Below are 13843 nucleotides of genomic sequence, written 5' to 3'. Positions count from 1 at the left end.
CGGCGTCGGCCTTCTCGACGGCGGCGATCGCCCGGGGCGCCAGCTCGGCGCCCGCCTCGGTGACCCGGAGCCGTTTGGCGCGGGTGTCCGCCGGGTCGACCTCGCGTGCGACGAGCCCCTTCTGCTCCAGCGCGCGGAGCACCTGGGAGGTCATCTTCACGTCGGTGCCGGCCTGACGGGCGAGGGCCAGCTGGTTCGGGTGCTCACCGGCGGAGTTCAGCCACCACGTGCAGGCGAGCAGCACGAACTGCACGTGGGTGAGGCCGAGCGGGGCCAGCGCCGCGGAGATGTCGCGCTGCCAGCGCAGCGTGGCGTGCCACAGCAGGAACCCGGGGCTGTCGCCCGGGCGCAGGGCCATCAGCGCGCCGCCGGTTCCGCCGCCGGTTCGGCCAGTGCGACCAGCGCGGCCAGGGTGTCCGGCCAGTCGGCGGTGATGGCCGGGCCGATCTCGGGTCCCGCCTCGTCCGCGCCCGTTCCGGTGATCTCCATCCGGTAGGTCACGCGGATCCGCCCCTCCCCGGCCGCGTCGAGGCGGTGGATCGTGCGCAGCACCATTCCGCCGAAGCGGGCCTCGTCGACGAAGAGTTCGTCCTGCACCGCTTCCGCGACGACCAGCGGAATCGGGTCCTCACCGGGCGGGGTCATCGTGATCCGGGCGCCTGCCGCGAACGGCCCGTCGATCTCGATCTTCTCGACTCCGTCGTTCCAGTCGGACCAGCGCTCGACATCGGCCCACAGCCGCCAGACCGACGCGGGGGTGGCGGTGGTCTCGACGCTGTGCTCGTACGTCCACATGACGCGTTCTCCCTCGTGCTGCCGATCAGATCTTCTGTACGCAGACTATCTCCGCGAAGACTATCTGTCCATGGGTGATCCGAGTGAAGACGCGCGGAGGGGCCCGTGGCGCGCGACGCGCCACGGGCCCCCTTCGTGCTTACCGGGGTGTTCGTGCCGCTAGCCGCCGTACGGGCGGGTGATGATCTCCATCCCGTGCCCGCTCGGGTCCGGGAAGTACACCCCGCGGCCGCCGTCGTTGTGGTTGATCTCGCCCGGCTGCTTGCCGTGCGGGTCGGCCCAGTACGGGATGCCCGCCGCCTGGATCTTCTCGAAGGCGGCGTCGAACTCGGCCTCCGAGATGAGGAACGCGTAGTGCTGCACCGTGATGGACTCGGCCGGGATGGTGGCGAAGTCGAGGGTCACCCCGTTGGCGGTGGAGACCGGAATGAAGGGACCCCATTCGGGGCCGACCTCGAGGTCGAGGATGTGCGCCAGGAATTCGGCGGACTCCCGGTTGTCACGGGAGTGGACGATCGTGTGATTCAGCTGGACCGACATGAGTGAATGCCTCCGCAAGGCACGTCACGGACACCTCCATGCCTCACCCGGTCGGTGACCGACACGCGATGCCGTCTTCGTGATCCTAAACAGCCCGTCCGGGTGAAGTCCACCGATATGGCCGCCTTCGCCGACCGTGTCGCGCCGGATCCCGCCACGCGCGCCGGCCCGGCCTCACGCCCGTCCGTACACCTCATTCACGTTGTCCCGCGCCGGATGCGTCCGGCCGGCCGGACCCGCCGCGAAGACCCGGAGCAGGTTCTCCGTCACCCGCCGCGTCAGCTCCCCGGAACGCGCGTCCAGGCCGTGGTTGGCGCCGCCGCGCCCGTCGCCGGACGCGTCGAGCGCCTCGACCCAGCGCATCGTGCCCGTCGCGAACACCCCCGCCCCGCTCGGCACGGTGTAGTACGCCGTGTCCTGGTGGCTGGGCCGCCCCTCGCACACCACCGGGGAGTGGGCCAGGATCTCGATCGGGCGGGGCGTCGGGAAGCCCGTGTCGACCTTGTCGTACTCCACGCCGACGAGGTGCGGGAAGCTGTCGCCGGCCTTGGCGCCCGTCCCCTCGAAGAGCCAGTGGCCCGGGTTCGTCACCACGTACGGGGCGTCCACCGGGTAGCCGTCGTAGATCACGCCGAGCAGGGAACTCTCCGGGTCGGCGGCGGGCGGCGAACGGAAGTCGACCGTGGCCGGATGGCCCCGCTTGAAGCCGGGGTCCTGGTCGTACGAGGACTTGTAGCAGACCACCGTGCGGTCCGGGCCGAGGTCCGAGGCCTCCAGCCGGATCCGGCGGAAGCAGCAGTTCGCACCCAGGACCGCGATGTTGGTGCCCGCGTCCCGGGCCGCCGTGAATTGCGCGCGCTGCTCCGGCGACCAGTACTCGTCGTGGCCGGGCGAGAGTACCGCCGCCGCCCCCTCCAGCAGCCGCTTCTCCCGCGCCACATCGGTGGTCGTCGCGTACGCCAGGGGTATCCCGAGCCGCTCGGCCAGCGCGATCAGCGGCGCCTCGTAGACGAGGAACAGGCCCGCCCCGTCGTCGTACTCGTACGGCCGGTCGAAGGTCACGGCGAGCGAACGGGAGGCGTACCCGCCGCTCGGGCCGTCGTAACTGCCGTAGCCGCCCCAGCGGTTGTACGCCTGCCAGGTCGCCACCGCGTTGACGATCACCGTACGTCCGGCCGTCGCCGCCGAGCGGACGGTGACCGGAACGAACCGCTGGCCCTCGCCGCCCTGCGCGTCGAGCCGCAGCAGGTAGCAGCCCTCCGGCCAGCCCTTCGTGTCGACGGAGGCGGTACGCGGCCACCGGGTGCGGACCATCCTGGTCCCGGAGTCCACCGTGTGCTCGGGCCGGCGCACCCCGGGCAGCGCCTCCGAACGCCACACCAGCCGTGCCCGCGCCCCGCCGTACCAGCCCATCCGGTAGGCGGAGACGGTGAAACGGGGCGCGGTGGTCGACACGTGCAGCCCGAAGGACTCGCCCGGCAGGACGCTCACCCGGTCCGCGAACCCCTCGATGGCGCGGGCCGGACCGGCCTTGGTCACGTGCCAGTCGGCGTTGCCGGGACGGGCGTTCTCGGCCTTGACGTCGAAACCGGCCGACCCGGGCGCCGACGGAGAACCGCCCGCCCGCTGTCCCCCGCCCGCGCCGTCCCCACCCGGGGCGCCGCCGCCCCCGCCCGTCCCGCAGCCCGCCACGGCGCCCAGCCCCGCGACCGTGGCCGCCCCCGTGGCGATGGCGAGGAAACGCCGCCTGCCCGCACCCTCGACGCCGCCGGCTATGTGCTCCTGATCCATGCGGGGCACGTTATGTCACGCTCGCCACCCCACCCCGAACCAGCCCCGGAACCGCTTCGGGCCGGTGCCCCCACCGGCTCACCCCAGCCGCACCACCACCTCCTGACCCGCCCCGGCCGTGGGCGTGAGGTCCCCGAACTCCAGCCGTAGCCGTGTCCCCGTGCCCGCCGCCACCAGGCTCGCCGGACGCGACAGCACCGCCGCGACCGGCCGGTTCCACCCCACGGTCAGCGTCGTCGCCGCCCGGGCCGGGTCCGCCACGACCACCGTCGCCGTACCGTCGGATCTCTCCCGCACCGTGACCGAGCACGGAGCGCTCGCCTCCAGCGGACCCGCCACCCCGGACTGCCAGAAGCTGACTCCCGTGAACCCGAGGGATGTCACCGACACCCCCTGGGCCGCCTCACCGTTGGCGAGGACGGTCAGCCACCCCGGCGTGGCCGCCCGCGCCGCGGTCTGCGCCGCACCGGCCCCGGGGAGCATCTGGTAGGCGTACGCCGCGCCCGCCGGGTCCGTGCCGTGGTCGTACCAGAGGGTGAGGTAGCGCCGGGTCAGCGCGGTCGGCGAGCTGCCGCGGTTCACCTCGCTCCACCGGCCCGTGCACGCCTCCCGCAGGGCCCTGACCGTGCCCGGACCGTGCAGGACGTACCCGCCGAAGCCCGCCAGATGGGCCCAGCCCGGGGCGGGGACGGTCCCGGACCAGCCGGGCGCCGACGGCTGGACGGTCCCGTTGACGGTCAGGGCATGGGTGCCGGACGGACCCAGATTGCGGTTGTCGACGACCGACTCGACCCCCGCGCCGTCCGAGGCCCGGATCCCGGCCCCCAGGCAGACCACCGTGTCGGCGAGGAAGAACCAGGACTTCCGGGCCTGGAGGGTGCTGCCCAGGCCGCGCAGGTGCTGGCCCACCGACGCGAACTCCCCGTCCGTACTCCCGCCCACCCAGGCCGCGTCCGGCCGGGCGGCCCCCCAGTCGCCGCCCGCCCCGTCGGCCAGCGCCTTGCGCACCACGGTGGTGCCCGGCAGCCGGTACGGATCGACCGTGGGCCAGAAGGCGTCCGAGTACTGGCCGTTGCCGTAGGAGGCTCCCCACCAGGAGAGCATCCCGCTGCCGGTGTGCCAGCCGCGCAGGTGTTCGCCGTTGCCCGTCTCGTAGTGCGCGATGCGCCGGGACGCCAGGGAGAGGGACGCCGTCCAGCCCGGGCGCCGGTGCGCGGCCCGGTCCATCGAGGGGAACAGCCGGTGCCCGACGGGCTCGGGCAGCGCCGTCACCGAAGCGTCGGCGTCGAGCGCGGCGAGCCGGGCCAGCGAGGCCAGGCCGAGGCTCCGGTCGGCCAGGGGGCGGCTGTAGTAGTCCCGCGCCGCCCACCCCTTGACCAGCCCCCGCCAGCGGGCCCGTTCGGCCGTGCTCGCCCCTTCGGCCAGCAGCAGGATCCCGGCCAGCACCGCGTGCCCCCGGGTGTGGTCGTCCTGCTGCACCTGGAGGGCGTCCGCCACGGCGACTCCCCGGCTGACCGCCCGCCCGGACACGCAGTCCATGACCAGCCCGTTGAACAGGAAGGGCGCCCAGGCCCGCTCCACCGCGTCGAAGACGATCCGCGCACCGGGATCCGTGACCTGCCAGGCGGTGCCCTTCAACAGTGCGAACAGCAGGCCCAGGCCGCCCAGCAGCACCGCACCGTAGGTCCCGGTGTACGGCACCCAGGTGTGCTGGACGAAGGACCCGTCGCGGTAGAGGCCGTCCCCGGTGGTGACGTACGGGAAGACCGGCGCGAGCGCGTCCCGCGCCAGGGCGAGCTTCGCGGGGTCCGCGCCCACGACCCCGCGCAGCGCCAGCACCCGGCACAGGTCGACGCGGTTGGCCCCCGTGCTGGTCCCGCTGTACACCGCCACGGCGGAGTCCGGCACGAAGTGGTCCACGGCCGCGCAGTAGTCGGTGAGACGGGCCGCCGGCAATTCCCCGTACAGCAGGACACACACGTCCAGCAGGGCCTGCGGTGCGCCGATCTGCCAGCAGAACCAGTTTCCGTACCGCACCTGGCCGACGTGGTACGCCTGCGCGTGCAGATGGTCGAGGCCGGTCAGCAGCGCCGACAGCAGCGCTGCGTCCCCGGTGAGCCCGGTGCCCGGCCGGACGTAGGCCTCCGTCATCGTCCGGAGCCGGTAGTAGCTCTGCATCAGCTTCTCGGGGTCGGTGGCGAACCCCAGGTCGGGCCAGAGCGAACCGGCCGCCGGGGCCATCGCCGAGGTCCATCCCCGGGTCTGCTCGCCGAGCTCGGCCAGCCGCGAGCGGAAGGGCTCGGCGGTGGCGGAGAACCCACCGCCCAGGACCAGGTCCCGCCAGACCGCGCGCAGGGCCGCGTAATCCCCTTCGACGGGCTCGGCCGCCGCCCGGGCCGCGGGCGTGCCCAGCAGCAGGGCGCCCCCGCCCGCAGCCGAGAGGAATGCGCGCCGACTCCACACTTCTGTCATCGCATGCTCCTTGTCTGAATCCCTGCCGGCTCCGCCGGCCCGGTCCCTCCCGTGTCACTCGACGTGCTCGCGGTAGCGGTCGATCACCTCCTGGAGCACCTCCCGGCCGTCCCGGGCCCACAGCCCCGGATGGAAGATCTCCACCTCCACCGGCCCCCGGTACCCGGCCGCATCGGCCATCTCCCGGAAGGCCCGCAGATCGACGCAGCCGTCACCCAGCTGCCCGCGGCCCAGCAGTACGCCCTCGGGGAGCGGGGTCACCCAGTCGGCGACCTGTACGGACACGATCCGCCCGCCCTCACCGGCCCGCCGCAGGTCCGCCTGCAACCGCTCGTCCCACCACAGGTGGTAGGAGTCGGCGACCACGCCCACCAGGTGCGCGGGGAACTGCTCGGCGATCTCCAGGGCCTGGCCCAGGGTGGAGACCACGCAACGGTCCGCCGCGAACATCGGATGGAGCGGCTCGATCCCCAGCCGGACCCCGTGGCCCGCCGCCCAGGACGCCAGTTCACCGAGCACTCCGACGATCCTGCGCCGCGCCTCCGCCAGGTCGCGCTCGCCCGGCGCCAGCCCGCCCGAGACCAGCACCAGCGTGTCCGCCCCCAGTTCGGCAGCCTCCTCGACCGCGCGCCGGTTGTCCTCGACCGCGGCAGCCCTGCCGACCGGATCGGTGGCCGTGAAGAACCCGCCGCGGCACAGGGAACTGACGCGCAGTCCGGCGCCCGCGACCAGCTTCGCCGTCTCCCGCACCCCGAACCTGCGCACGGGATCCCGCCACAACCCCACGGCACCCACCCCGGCGGCGGTGCATCCGGCCACCAGCTCCGGCATCGACCACTGCCGGACCGTCTCCTGGTTGAGGCTCAGCCGCGCCGGTGCCGGCACCCGGTTCACGAGACCGCTCCGTGCACTGCGAGCAGACCGCGCATCCGGTCCGCGGCGAGCTCCGGATCGGGGAACAGGCCCAGCAGGTCGGCGCGTTCGTACGCCGTCGCCAGATGGGGAAGGGAACGGGCCGACTCCAGGCCGTCCAGCAGGATGAAGTGCTCCTGGTACCCCGCCAGCCAGGCCAGCAGCACGACCCCGGTCTTGTAGTGGCGGGTCGGCGGGGCGAACAGGTGCCGGGCCAGGGCCACCGTCGGATCGAGCAGCTCCCGGAAGCCGGTGGTGTCCTCGCGGTCGAGGGCCTGCGCCGCCCGCGCGGCGATCGGGGCGATCGGGTCGAAGACACCCAGCAGGGCGTCGCTGGCCAGCTCCCCGTCCCCGGCGATCAGCTGCGGATAGTGGTGGTCGTCCCCCGTGTAGCAGCGCACGCCCGTCGGAAGCCGCCGTCTGAGATCCGTCTCCCGCTCCGCGTCCAGCAGGGAGATCTTGATGCCGTCCACCTTCCCCGGATGCTCGGAGACGAGCTTCAGCACGAGGTCCGTGGCTTCGTCGAGGTCGTCGTGACCCCAGTAGCCGGCCAGTGCGGGATCGAACATCGGGCCCAGCCAGTGCAGTACGACCGGCCGGGCGCTCTGCCGCAAGAGCCCGCCGTACACCTCCAGGTACTCCTCGGGCGCGCGGGCCGCGGCGGCCAGGGCCCGGGAGGCCATCAGTACGGCCCCCGCGCCGCAGGACTCCACGTACGCGAGCTGCTCCTCGTACGCGGCGGTGATCGCAGCGAGGGAATGCGTCCGGCCCGCGGGGAGCTGGTCGGTGCCCGCGCCGCAGACGATCCGGCCGCCCACCGCCCGGGCCTCGCCCGCCGAGCGGCGGATCAGCTCCGCCGCCCCGGGCCAGTCCAGGCCCATGCCCCGCTGCGCGGTGTCCATCGCCTCCGCGACCCCGAGCCCCAGGGCCCACAGCCGGTGCCGGAAGGCGAGCGTGGCCTCCCAGTCGACCACCGGACCGCCCGAGCCCGGCACGCCGGGCGGGGCGGCGGCCACATGGGCGGCCGCATAGAAGGTACGGCTGCGGGCCGGTGCGCAGGTGAACGGACCGAGCGGATCGGCCGAGGGCCGGTACAGGCGGAACCCGCCGTCCGCCGAGGGGAGCCGGATCCCGTTCACAGCGCCACCTCCGGCACCGCGAGCCTGCGGCCCTCGGCCGCGGAGCGCAGTCCGAGCCGTGCGAGCTGCACTCCCCGCGCGCCCGCCAGCAGATCCCACCGCCAGGGTTCGTCCCGTACGACGTGGCGAAGGAAGAGCTCCCACTGGGCCTTGAAGCCGTTGTCCGCCGGGCTGTTGTCCGGCACTTCCTGCCACTGCGCCCGGAAGGGCTCGGTCTGTGCCAGGTCCGGGTTCCACACCGGCTTCGGGGTCGTCGCCCGGTGCTGGATCCGGCAGCCGCGCAGTCCCGCCACCGCCGAGCCGTGCGTCCCGTCCACCTGGAACTCGACCAGCTCGTCGCGGTGCACCCGCACGGCCCAGGAGGAGTTGATCTGGGCGACGGCTCCGCCCTCCAGCTCGAAGATCCCGTACGCGGCGTCGTCGGCGGTGGCCTCGTACGGTTTGCCCTCCTCGTCCCATCGGCGGCCGATGTGCGTGCGGGTGAGGGCCTGCACCGTACGGACGCGGCCGAACAGTTCGTGCAGCAGGTACTCCCAGTGCGGGAACATGTCGGCGACGATGCCCCCGCCGTCCTGCTCCCGGTAGTTCCACGAGGGGCGCTGCGCCGGCTGCCAGTCGCCCTCGAAGACCCAGTAGCCGAACTCCCCGCGCACGGACAGGATCTCGCCGAAGAACCCGCCTTCGATCAGCCGCCTCAGCTTGAGCAGGCCCGGCAGGAACAGCTTGTCCTGCACCACCCCGTGTTTGACCCCGGCCGCCGCCGCGAGCCGGGCCAGGGCCAGCGAGGACTCGAACGTGAGCGCCGTCGGCTTCTCGCAGTACACGTGCTTCCCGGCCGCCAGGGCCTGGCGGACCGCCGCCTCACGGGCGGCGGTCACCTGGGCGTCGAAGTAGATCTCCACTTCCGGGTCGGCCAGTACGGCCGCCAGGTCGGTGCTGACGTGCCCCAGGCCGTGCCGCTCGGCGATGGCCCGCAGGGCCGCCTCCCGCCGCCCGATCAGCACCGGCTCCGGCCACAGCACCGTCCCGTCGCCGAGGTCCAGGCCGCCCTGCTCGCGCAGGGCCAGCAGGGACCGGACCAGATGCTGGCGGTATCCCATCCGCCCGGTCACGCCGTTCATCGCGATCTTGATCGTCCTGCGTTCCATGGTGTCCACGTCCTTCCGTCCGGGTCGTTCCTTCACGATAGAAAGCGCTTTCTGTGCGATCAGGCTAGACCCGCGCATCTCCTCACCACAACACTCGTACGAGTGATGGAAAGCGCTTTCTAAATCGGTGAGAATGGAGATCCGCACACCGGATGAGACGATGACCCGGACCGACAACAAGGCCCGGAAGGAGGGAGTTCGAGATGGCAGTCACCCTGGCCGAGGTCGCGGCCCACGCGGGAGTGTCGCCCGCCACGGTCTCGCGCGTGCTCAACGGCGGATACCCGGTCGCGGGCGGCACCCGCACCCGAGTGGAACGCGCCGTCGAGGAACTGGGCTACATCGCCAACGGCCCCGCCCGTGCGCTGGCCGCCGCCACCTCCGACCTGGTCGGCGTCCTCGTCCACGAGGTCGCCGACAGCTTCTTCGGCATCCTCGCCGGCTCCCTGCAGAGCGCGCTCGACCCCACCGGGCCCGGCGAGGCCCGCAAGCTGGCGGTGGTCTGCAACACAGGGGGCTCCCCGGCAGCCGAGATCGCCTACCTCGGGCTGCTGGAAGGCCAGCGCGCCGGAGGGGTCGTCCTCACCGGCGGGGCCGTCGAGGACCCGGAGCACACCACCGCGCTCGCGGCCCGGGTCTCCCGCATAGCGGCCACCGGAGCACCCGTGGTGCTGTGCGGGCGGCCGCCGCTGCCGGTGTCCTCCGGACTGCCCGTCGCCACCGTCGTGTTCGACGACCACGCAGGGGCCTTCCGCCTCGCCGAGCACCTCCTGACACTCGGCCACCGGCACATCGCCTACCTGGCCGGCCCGGCCGGGCTGAGCACCACCCGGGAGCGGCTCGCCGGCCACCACGCCGCCCTGCGCCGCCACGACCCCGCCCGGTCGGACGCCTGCGCCGCGCTCACCGTCCACGCCGGATTCGAGCGCGCCGCCGGCTATGACGCCACCCGCGAACTGCTGCGCCGGGGAAGACCCTTCACGGCCGTCGCCGCGGCCAACGACACCGTCGCCACCGGCGCGGCGGCCGCCCTGCGCGAAGCGGGCCTGCGAATCCCGGAGGACGTGTCCGTCGCCGGGTTCGACGACCTGCCGTTCGCCGTGGACACCGCTCCCGCCCTGACCACCGTACGGGTGCCGTTGCGCGCGGCCGGGGTGCTGGCCGCCCTGCTGGTGACCGGCCGCCGGGCCCTGCCCCCGGGCGGCATCACCACCCTGCCCACCGAACTCATGGTGCGCGGCTCCACCGCCCCGCCACCGGCCGGACGGAGGAGACCATGAGATACGCCTTCTCCACGCTCGGCCTGCCGGGCGGCGCCCTCGCCCGCAGCGCGAGCCTCGCGGCCGAGCACGGATACGACGGCCTCGAACTGCGGGCGCACCCTGAGGAACCGCTGCACCCCGGGAGCCCGCACGGGGACCGGGTGGCCGGGCTGCGGACCGTCACCGGGGCCGGGGTGAGCGTGCTCGCCGTGGCGGGCTACGCCCGGGTGGCGGCGCCCGGCGAGGACGGGCCGGTCCTCGACGAGCTGCGGTCCCTGGTCCGGCTCGCCGCCGACCTCGAAGCCCCGTACGTCCGGGTCTTCCCCGGGGGCGGAGCTCTGCCCGCCATCGAGGCCGACGCCCACGCGGTCCGCCGGCTGCGCGAGGTGGCGCCCCTCGCCGCCCGGCACGGTGTGCGGATCCTGCTGGAGACCCACGACTCGCACCGCACGGGGGCCGCCGCCGCCCGGGTGCTGGACGCGGTCGGGCACCCCGGAGCGGGCGCGTTGTGGGACGTACTGCACACCTGGCTGGGCGGCGAGCCGCCCACCGAATCCAGACGGTTGCTGGGAGACCACCTCGGCTACCTCCAGGTCAAGGACGTGGCGTCCCCGCGGGAGCTCACCCCGCTCGGGCTCGGCGCCGGAGTGCTGCCACTCGCCGAGGCCGTGGCGCAGGCGCCGCCGGGCGGCTGGCTGTGCTGGGAGTACGAGAAACGCTGGTACCCGCAGGCCGCCGGGCTGGACGCACAGCTCGCGCGGGGCCGGGAGCACTTGGAGCGGCTGGAGCGGTCGGCGGCCGGTCGGCGTCAGGCGGAGTAGGCCAGGCGGCCCGGGTCCACGGCGTAGCGGAAGCCGAGGCCGCGCGCGTACCGCTCCAGTTCCTCGACGGCCGTCGCCGCCAGCCGGTCCAGCTCGCCGCCGAGGGAACCCGCCACGTGCGGGGTGAGCAGCACGTTCGGCAGGTTGAACAACGGCGAGGTGGCAGGCAGCACCTCGGGCTCGGTGTGGTCGAGCACGGCGTGCAGCCGCCCGGCGACCAGTTCCTCGGTCAGCGCCGCCGTGTCGACGAGCGTCCCCCGCGCCGTGTTGATGAGCGTGGCCCCGTCGGGCATCAGGGCCAGCCGGGAGGCGTCGAGCAGATGGCGGGTCTGGGGGAGCGCCGGGGCGTGCAGGCTCACCACGTCGCTGCGGCGCAGCAGTTCGTCCAGGGAGCACAGCTCCCCGTCGAGGGCCGCCACCACCGCGGAGTCGGCGTACGGGTCGTTGACGAGGACGCGCAGGTCGAAGGGGCGCAGCAGCTCCAGTACCCGGCGGCCGATCTGGGAGGCGCCGACCAGGCCCACGGTCCGCCGGTAGTTGCCGACCGCCGGGTAGCGGCGCAGCAGGTCGACCGGCCCGCGCACGGCGCGGTAGGCGTGTGCGGACTCCAGCACCCGCTTGTTCGCGAAGAGGATCGCGGCCAGCGTGTACTCCGCGACCGGCACGGCGTTGGCGGCAGCAGCGCTGGACACCAGCAGGCCGCGCTTCCAGCAGGCCGCCGTCACGTGGTGCTTGACGCTCCCGGCGGCGTGGACGACGGCCCGCAGCCGGGGCATGCGGCGCAGCGCGTCCTCGTCCAGAGGCGGGCAACCCCAGCCGGTGAACAGCACCTCGGCGCGGGCGAGCAGGCCACCGAGCTCGGGGTCGTCGTCCCGGTCGAAGTCGGTGAGCAGCAGACCGGGGTCGACGTCGGCGACCCGCAGGAGTTCCGGCAGGATCCGGCGGCTCAGGACGGCGTCCCGGGTGCCGGGACTCATGGCGAGCACCGTGGCGGGCCGGGACGAGAGGGCCAGGGCGGGGTGGGTCACTTGACGGCTCCTGCGGTGAGACCCGAGCGCCAGAAGCGCTGGAGGCCCAGGAAGGCCAGCACCAGCGGGACGACGGCGACGAGCGAACCGGTGATCACCATGGGGTAGAGCTCGGGCTGCTGGTAGACGCTGCGGTTCCACATGAACAGGCCCAGACTCACGGGATAGAGCCGCTCGTCGTTGAGCATGGTCAGCGCGCCGTAGAAGTTGTTCCAGATGGCCGTGAAGGTGAACAGGAAGATCGTCACAAAGCCCGGCCACAGCATGGGGAACGACACGTGCGTGAAGACGCGGAGTTCACCCGCACCGTCGACCCGTGCCGCGGCCAGCACTTCGTCGGGGACGTATCCCTCGGCGAAGACCCGGGCGAGGTAGACGCCGAAGGGGCTGACGAGGGCGGGGACCAGGTACGCGGCGTAGGTGTTCACGGCGCCGGCGGCGGAGGCCATCAGGTAGAGCGGCAGCTGGAGCACGGTGGCGGGGACGAGGACCCCGGCGAGGACGACGGCGAAGAGCGCCTCCTTGTGCCGGAACTCGTACGCGTGGAAGGCGTATCCGCAGGCCACGCTGATCAGGGCGGAGGCCGTCGAACCGACGAGCGTGTAGAGGAGGCTGTTGCCGAGCCAGCGTCCGAAGATGCCGTCGCCGTACGAGAAGAGCTCGGTGAGGTTGGCGAAGAGGTGGAACTCGCCGGGGGAATAGGGGGCGGTGGCGAACAGGTCGCGGCGGCTCTTGGTGGCGGCGAGCACCAGCCACGCGAGGGGCAGCAGCGTGTACGCGGCCACCAGGACGAGCGCGGCGTTGACGGCGGTCCGGGAGAGCAGCGCGCGGGTGCGGCGGCCGGGGGCCGGGGCGGCGGTGGCCGTGGCGGTGGTGGTCATGCGGACCTCCAGCGGTTGCCGAGGGCGGTGACGACGTACGAAGCGGCGCCCGCGACGAGGGCGAGGAGCAGGGCGCTCGCGGCGGCGAGCCCGTAGTCGTGCCCCTTGAACGCGGCGCTGAAGACGTACATCGTCGGAGACCAGGATTCGCCCATCTCCGTCGCCCGCAGCTGGAGCAGCTGCGGGGCGTCGAAGAGCTGGACGGCGCCGACGCAGGTGAACAGGACGGTCAGGACGAGGGTGGGCCGGATGGCGGGGACCTTGACCTGGAAGGCGGTGCGCAGCGCGCCGGCGCCGTCGAGGGCGGCCGCCTCCAGGGTCTCGCGGGGGACGGCCTGCAGACCCGCGAAGAAGATGATCATGTTGTATCCCATCCACTGCCAGGCCGAGATGTTGACGACGGAGAGCAGGGCCTCGTCGCGGCCGAAGAAGTTCCAGGACAGGCCGGCGGTGTCGAGGGCGGAGAGGACCGGGCTGAGGCCGGGTGTGTAGAGGTAGAGCCAGATCATCGCGGAGATCAGGCCGGGGACGGCGTGCGGCAGGTAGAAGGCGATCTGGAAGAAGCGGCGGGCCCGGGCGAGCGTGGAGTCGAGGAGCAGGGCGAGGAGGAGGGCGCCGCCGACCATGAGGGGGACGTAGAGGAGGCAGTAGACGGCGATGTTGCGGAAGGAGGCGAGGAAGAGGGGATCGGTGAGGGCCTCGGTGTAGTTCCCGATTCCGCTGAAGACCCTGCGGGTGCCGCCGAAGCCGAGGCCGGACTGCTCGTCGCGGAAGAGGCTCAGGTAGCCGGCGTAACCGATCGGGGCGACGGTGACGAGGGCGAAGAGGAGGAAGAAGGGCGCCATGAACCAGACGGCAGGGGCCCGCCGGATCCCTCGGGGGGTGGCGGGGGTGGCGGGGGTGGCGGACCAGCGGGGTCGGCCGGGGTGGCCGGAGTGGCCGGGCGGACCGCTCGCTGACGGGGCGTTGGGGCCGGTGGCCGCCGGCCGGTCGCCGTGGTCAGTGCCCGGGGTGGCTGGGGCGCGTGGGGCGCATGGGGTGGGAGGTACGGTGG

Annotated in this window: 13 protein-coding genes; 2 read left to right on the top strand and 11 right to left on the bottom strand. The window is 73.4% G+C overall.

All coding sequences use genetic code 11. The annotated features are described in order from the left end of the window. The 8 genes from ACFV0Q_RS27055 to ACFV0Q_RS27020 form a co-directional block, all read right to left on the bottom strand. Positions 1–358: MarR family winged helix-turn-helix transcriptional regulator (locus ACFV0Q_RS27055; protein ID WP_385008963.1), on the bottom strand; the 358-nt coding region annotated here is incomplete at its 3' end. Then, positions 358–795: an SRPBCC family protein gene (locus ACFV0Q_RS27050; protein ID WP_385008962.1), complete on the bottom strand. Its 438-nt coding sequence runs from the start codon at positions 793–795 to the stop codon at positions 358–360. The genes ACFV0Q_RS27055 and ACFV0Q_RS27050, both read right to left, overlap by 1 nt. Before the next feature lie 159 nt (positions 796–954). Continuing rightward, positions 955–1335, bottom strand: a complete 381-nt coding sequence (locus tag ACFV0Q_RS27045; RefSeq protein WP_385008961.1) for a VOC family protein — start codon at positions 1333–1335, stop codon at positions 955–957. A 174-nt stretch (positions 1336–1509) separates the two neighbouring features. After that, complete coding sequence (locus tag ACFV0Q_RS27040) at positions 1510–3126, bottom strand: N,N-dimethylformamidase beta subunit family domain-containing protein (protein ID WP_385008960.1); 1617 nt, start codon at positions 3124–3126, stop codon at positions 1510–1512. 78 nt (positions 3127–3204) lie between these two features. After that, positions 3205–5598, bottom strand: a complete 2394-nt coding sequence (locus ACFV0Q_RS27035) for a polysaccharide lyase 8 family protein (RefSeq protein ID WP_385008959.1) — start codon at positions 5596–5598, stop codon at positions 3205–3207. Positions 5599–5652: 54 nt separating this feature from the next. Further along, the gene (locus tag ACFV0Q_RS27030) at positions 5653–6429 is read right to left on the bottom strand and encodes a sugar phosphate isomerase/epimerase family protein (RefSeq protein WP_385008965.1); all 777 of its coding nucleotides are present in this window, start codon (positions 6427–6429) and stop codon (positions 5653–5655) included. A 59-nt stretch (positions 6430–6488) separates the two neighbouring features. Beyond that, positions 6489–7649 carry a DUF993 family protein gene (locus ACFV0Q_RS27025; protein WP_385008958.1) on the bottom strand — a complete coding sequence of 387 codons (1161 nt, stop codon included), beginning with the start codon at positions 7647–7649 and terminating at the stop codon, positions 6489–6491. Continuing rightward, positions 7646–8797 carry a Gfo/Idh/MocA family protein gene (locus ACFV0Q_RS27020; protein ID WP_385008957.1) on the bottom strand — a complete coding sequence of 384 codons (1152 nt, stop codon included), beginning with the start codon at positions 8795–8797 and terminating at the stop codon, positions 7646–7648. Before ACFV0Q_RS27020 ends, ACFV0Q_RS27025 begins: the two co-directional genes overlap by 4 nt. Before the next feature lie 203 nt (positions 8798–9000). Between ACFV0Q_RS27020 and ACFV0Q_RS27015 the strand changes: the two genes are divergently transcribed. Then, on the top strand, positions 9001–10077 hold the full coding sequence (locus tag ACFV0Q_RS27015; RefSeq protein ID WP_385008956.1) for a LacI family DNA-binding transcriptional regulator: 1077 nt from the start codon (positions 9001–9003) through the stop codon (positions 10075–10077). Then, the gene (locus ACFV0Q_RS27010; RefSeq protein WP_385008955.1) at positions 10074–10880 is read left to right on the top strand and encodes a sugar phosphate isomerase/epimerase family protein; all 807 of its coding nucleotides are present in this window, start codon (positions 10074–10076) and stop codon (positions 10878–10880) included. Before ACFV0Q_RS27015 ends, ACFV0Q_RS27010 begins: the two co-directional genes overlap by 4 nt. Here ACFV0Q_RS27010 and ACFV0Q_RS27005 read toward each other — a convergent pair. The 3 genes from ACFV0Q_RS27005 to ACFV0Q_RS26995 are packed head-to-tail and all read right to left on the bottom strand — an operon-like array spanning position 10868 to position 13634. After that, positions 10868–11857 carry a hydroxyacid dehydrogenase gene (locus tag ACFV0Q_RS27005; protein ID WP_385008964.1) on the bottom strand — a complete coding sequence of 330 codons (990 nt, stop codon included), beginning with the start codon at positions 11855–11857 and terminating at the stop codon, positions 10868–10870. The two genes, ACFV0Q_RS27010 and ACFV0Q_RS27005, sit on opposite strands and share 13 nt — an antisense overlap. Positions 11858–11904: 47 nt before the next feature. Next, complete coding sequence (locus tag ACFV0Q_RS27000; RefSeq protein ID WP_385008954.1) at positions 11905–12789, bottom strand: carbohydrate ABC transporter permease; 885 nt, start codon at positions 12787–12789, stop codon at positions 11905–11907. After that, positions 12786–13634: a carbohydrate ABC transporter permease gene (locus tag ACFV0Q_RS26995; protein ID WP_385008953.1), complete on the bottom strand. Its 849-nt coding sequence runs from the start codon at positions 13632–13634 to the stop codon at positions 12786–12788. The genes ACFV0Q_RS27000 and ACFV0Q_RS26995 overlap by 4 nt, the downstream gene beginning before the upstream one ends. Positions 13635–13843: the final 209 nt, after the last annotated feature.

The sequence above is a fragment of the Streptomyces sp. NPDC059564 genome (assembly GCF_042735575.1).
Taxonomy (GTDB): Bacteria; Actinomycetota; Actinomycetes; order Streptomycetales; family Streptomycetaceae; genus Streptomyces.
This window is presented reverse-complemented; position numbering and strand designations above follow the sequence as displayed.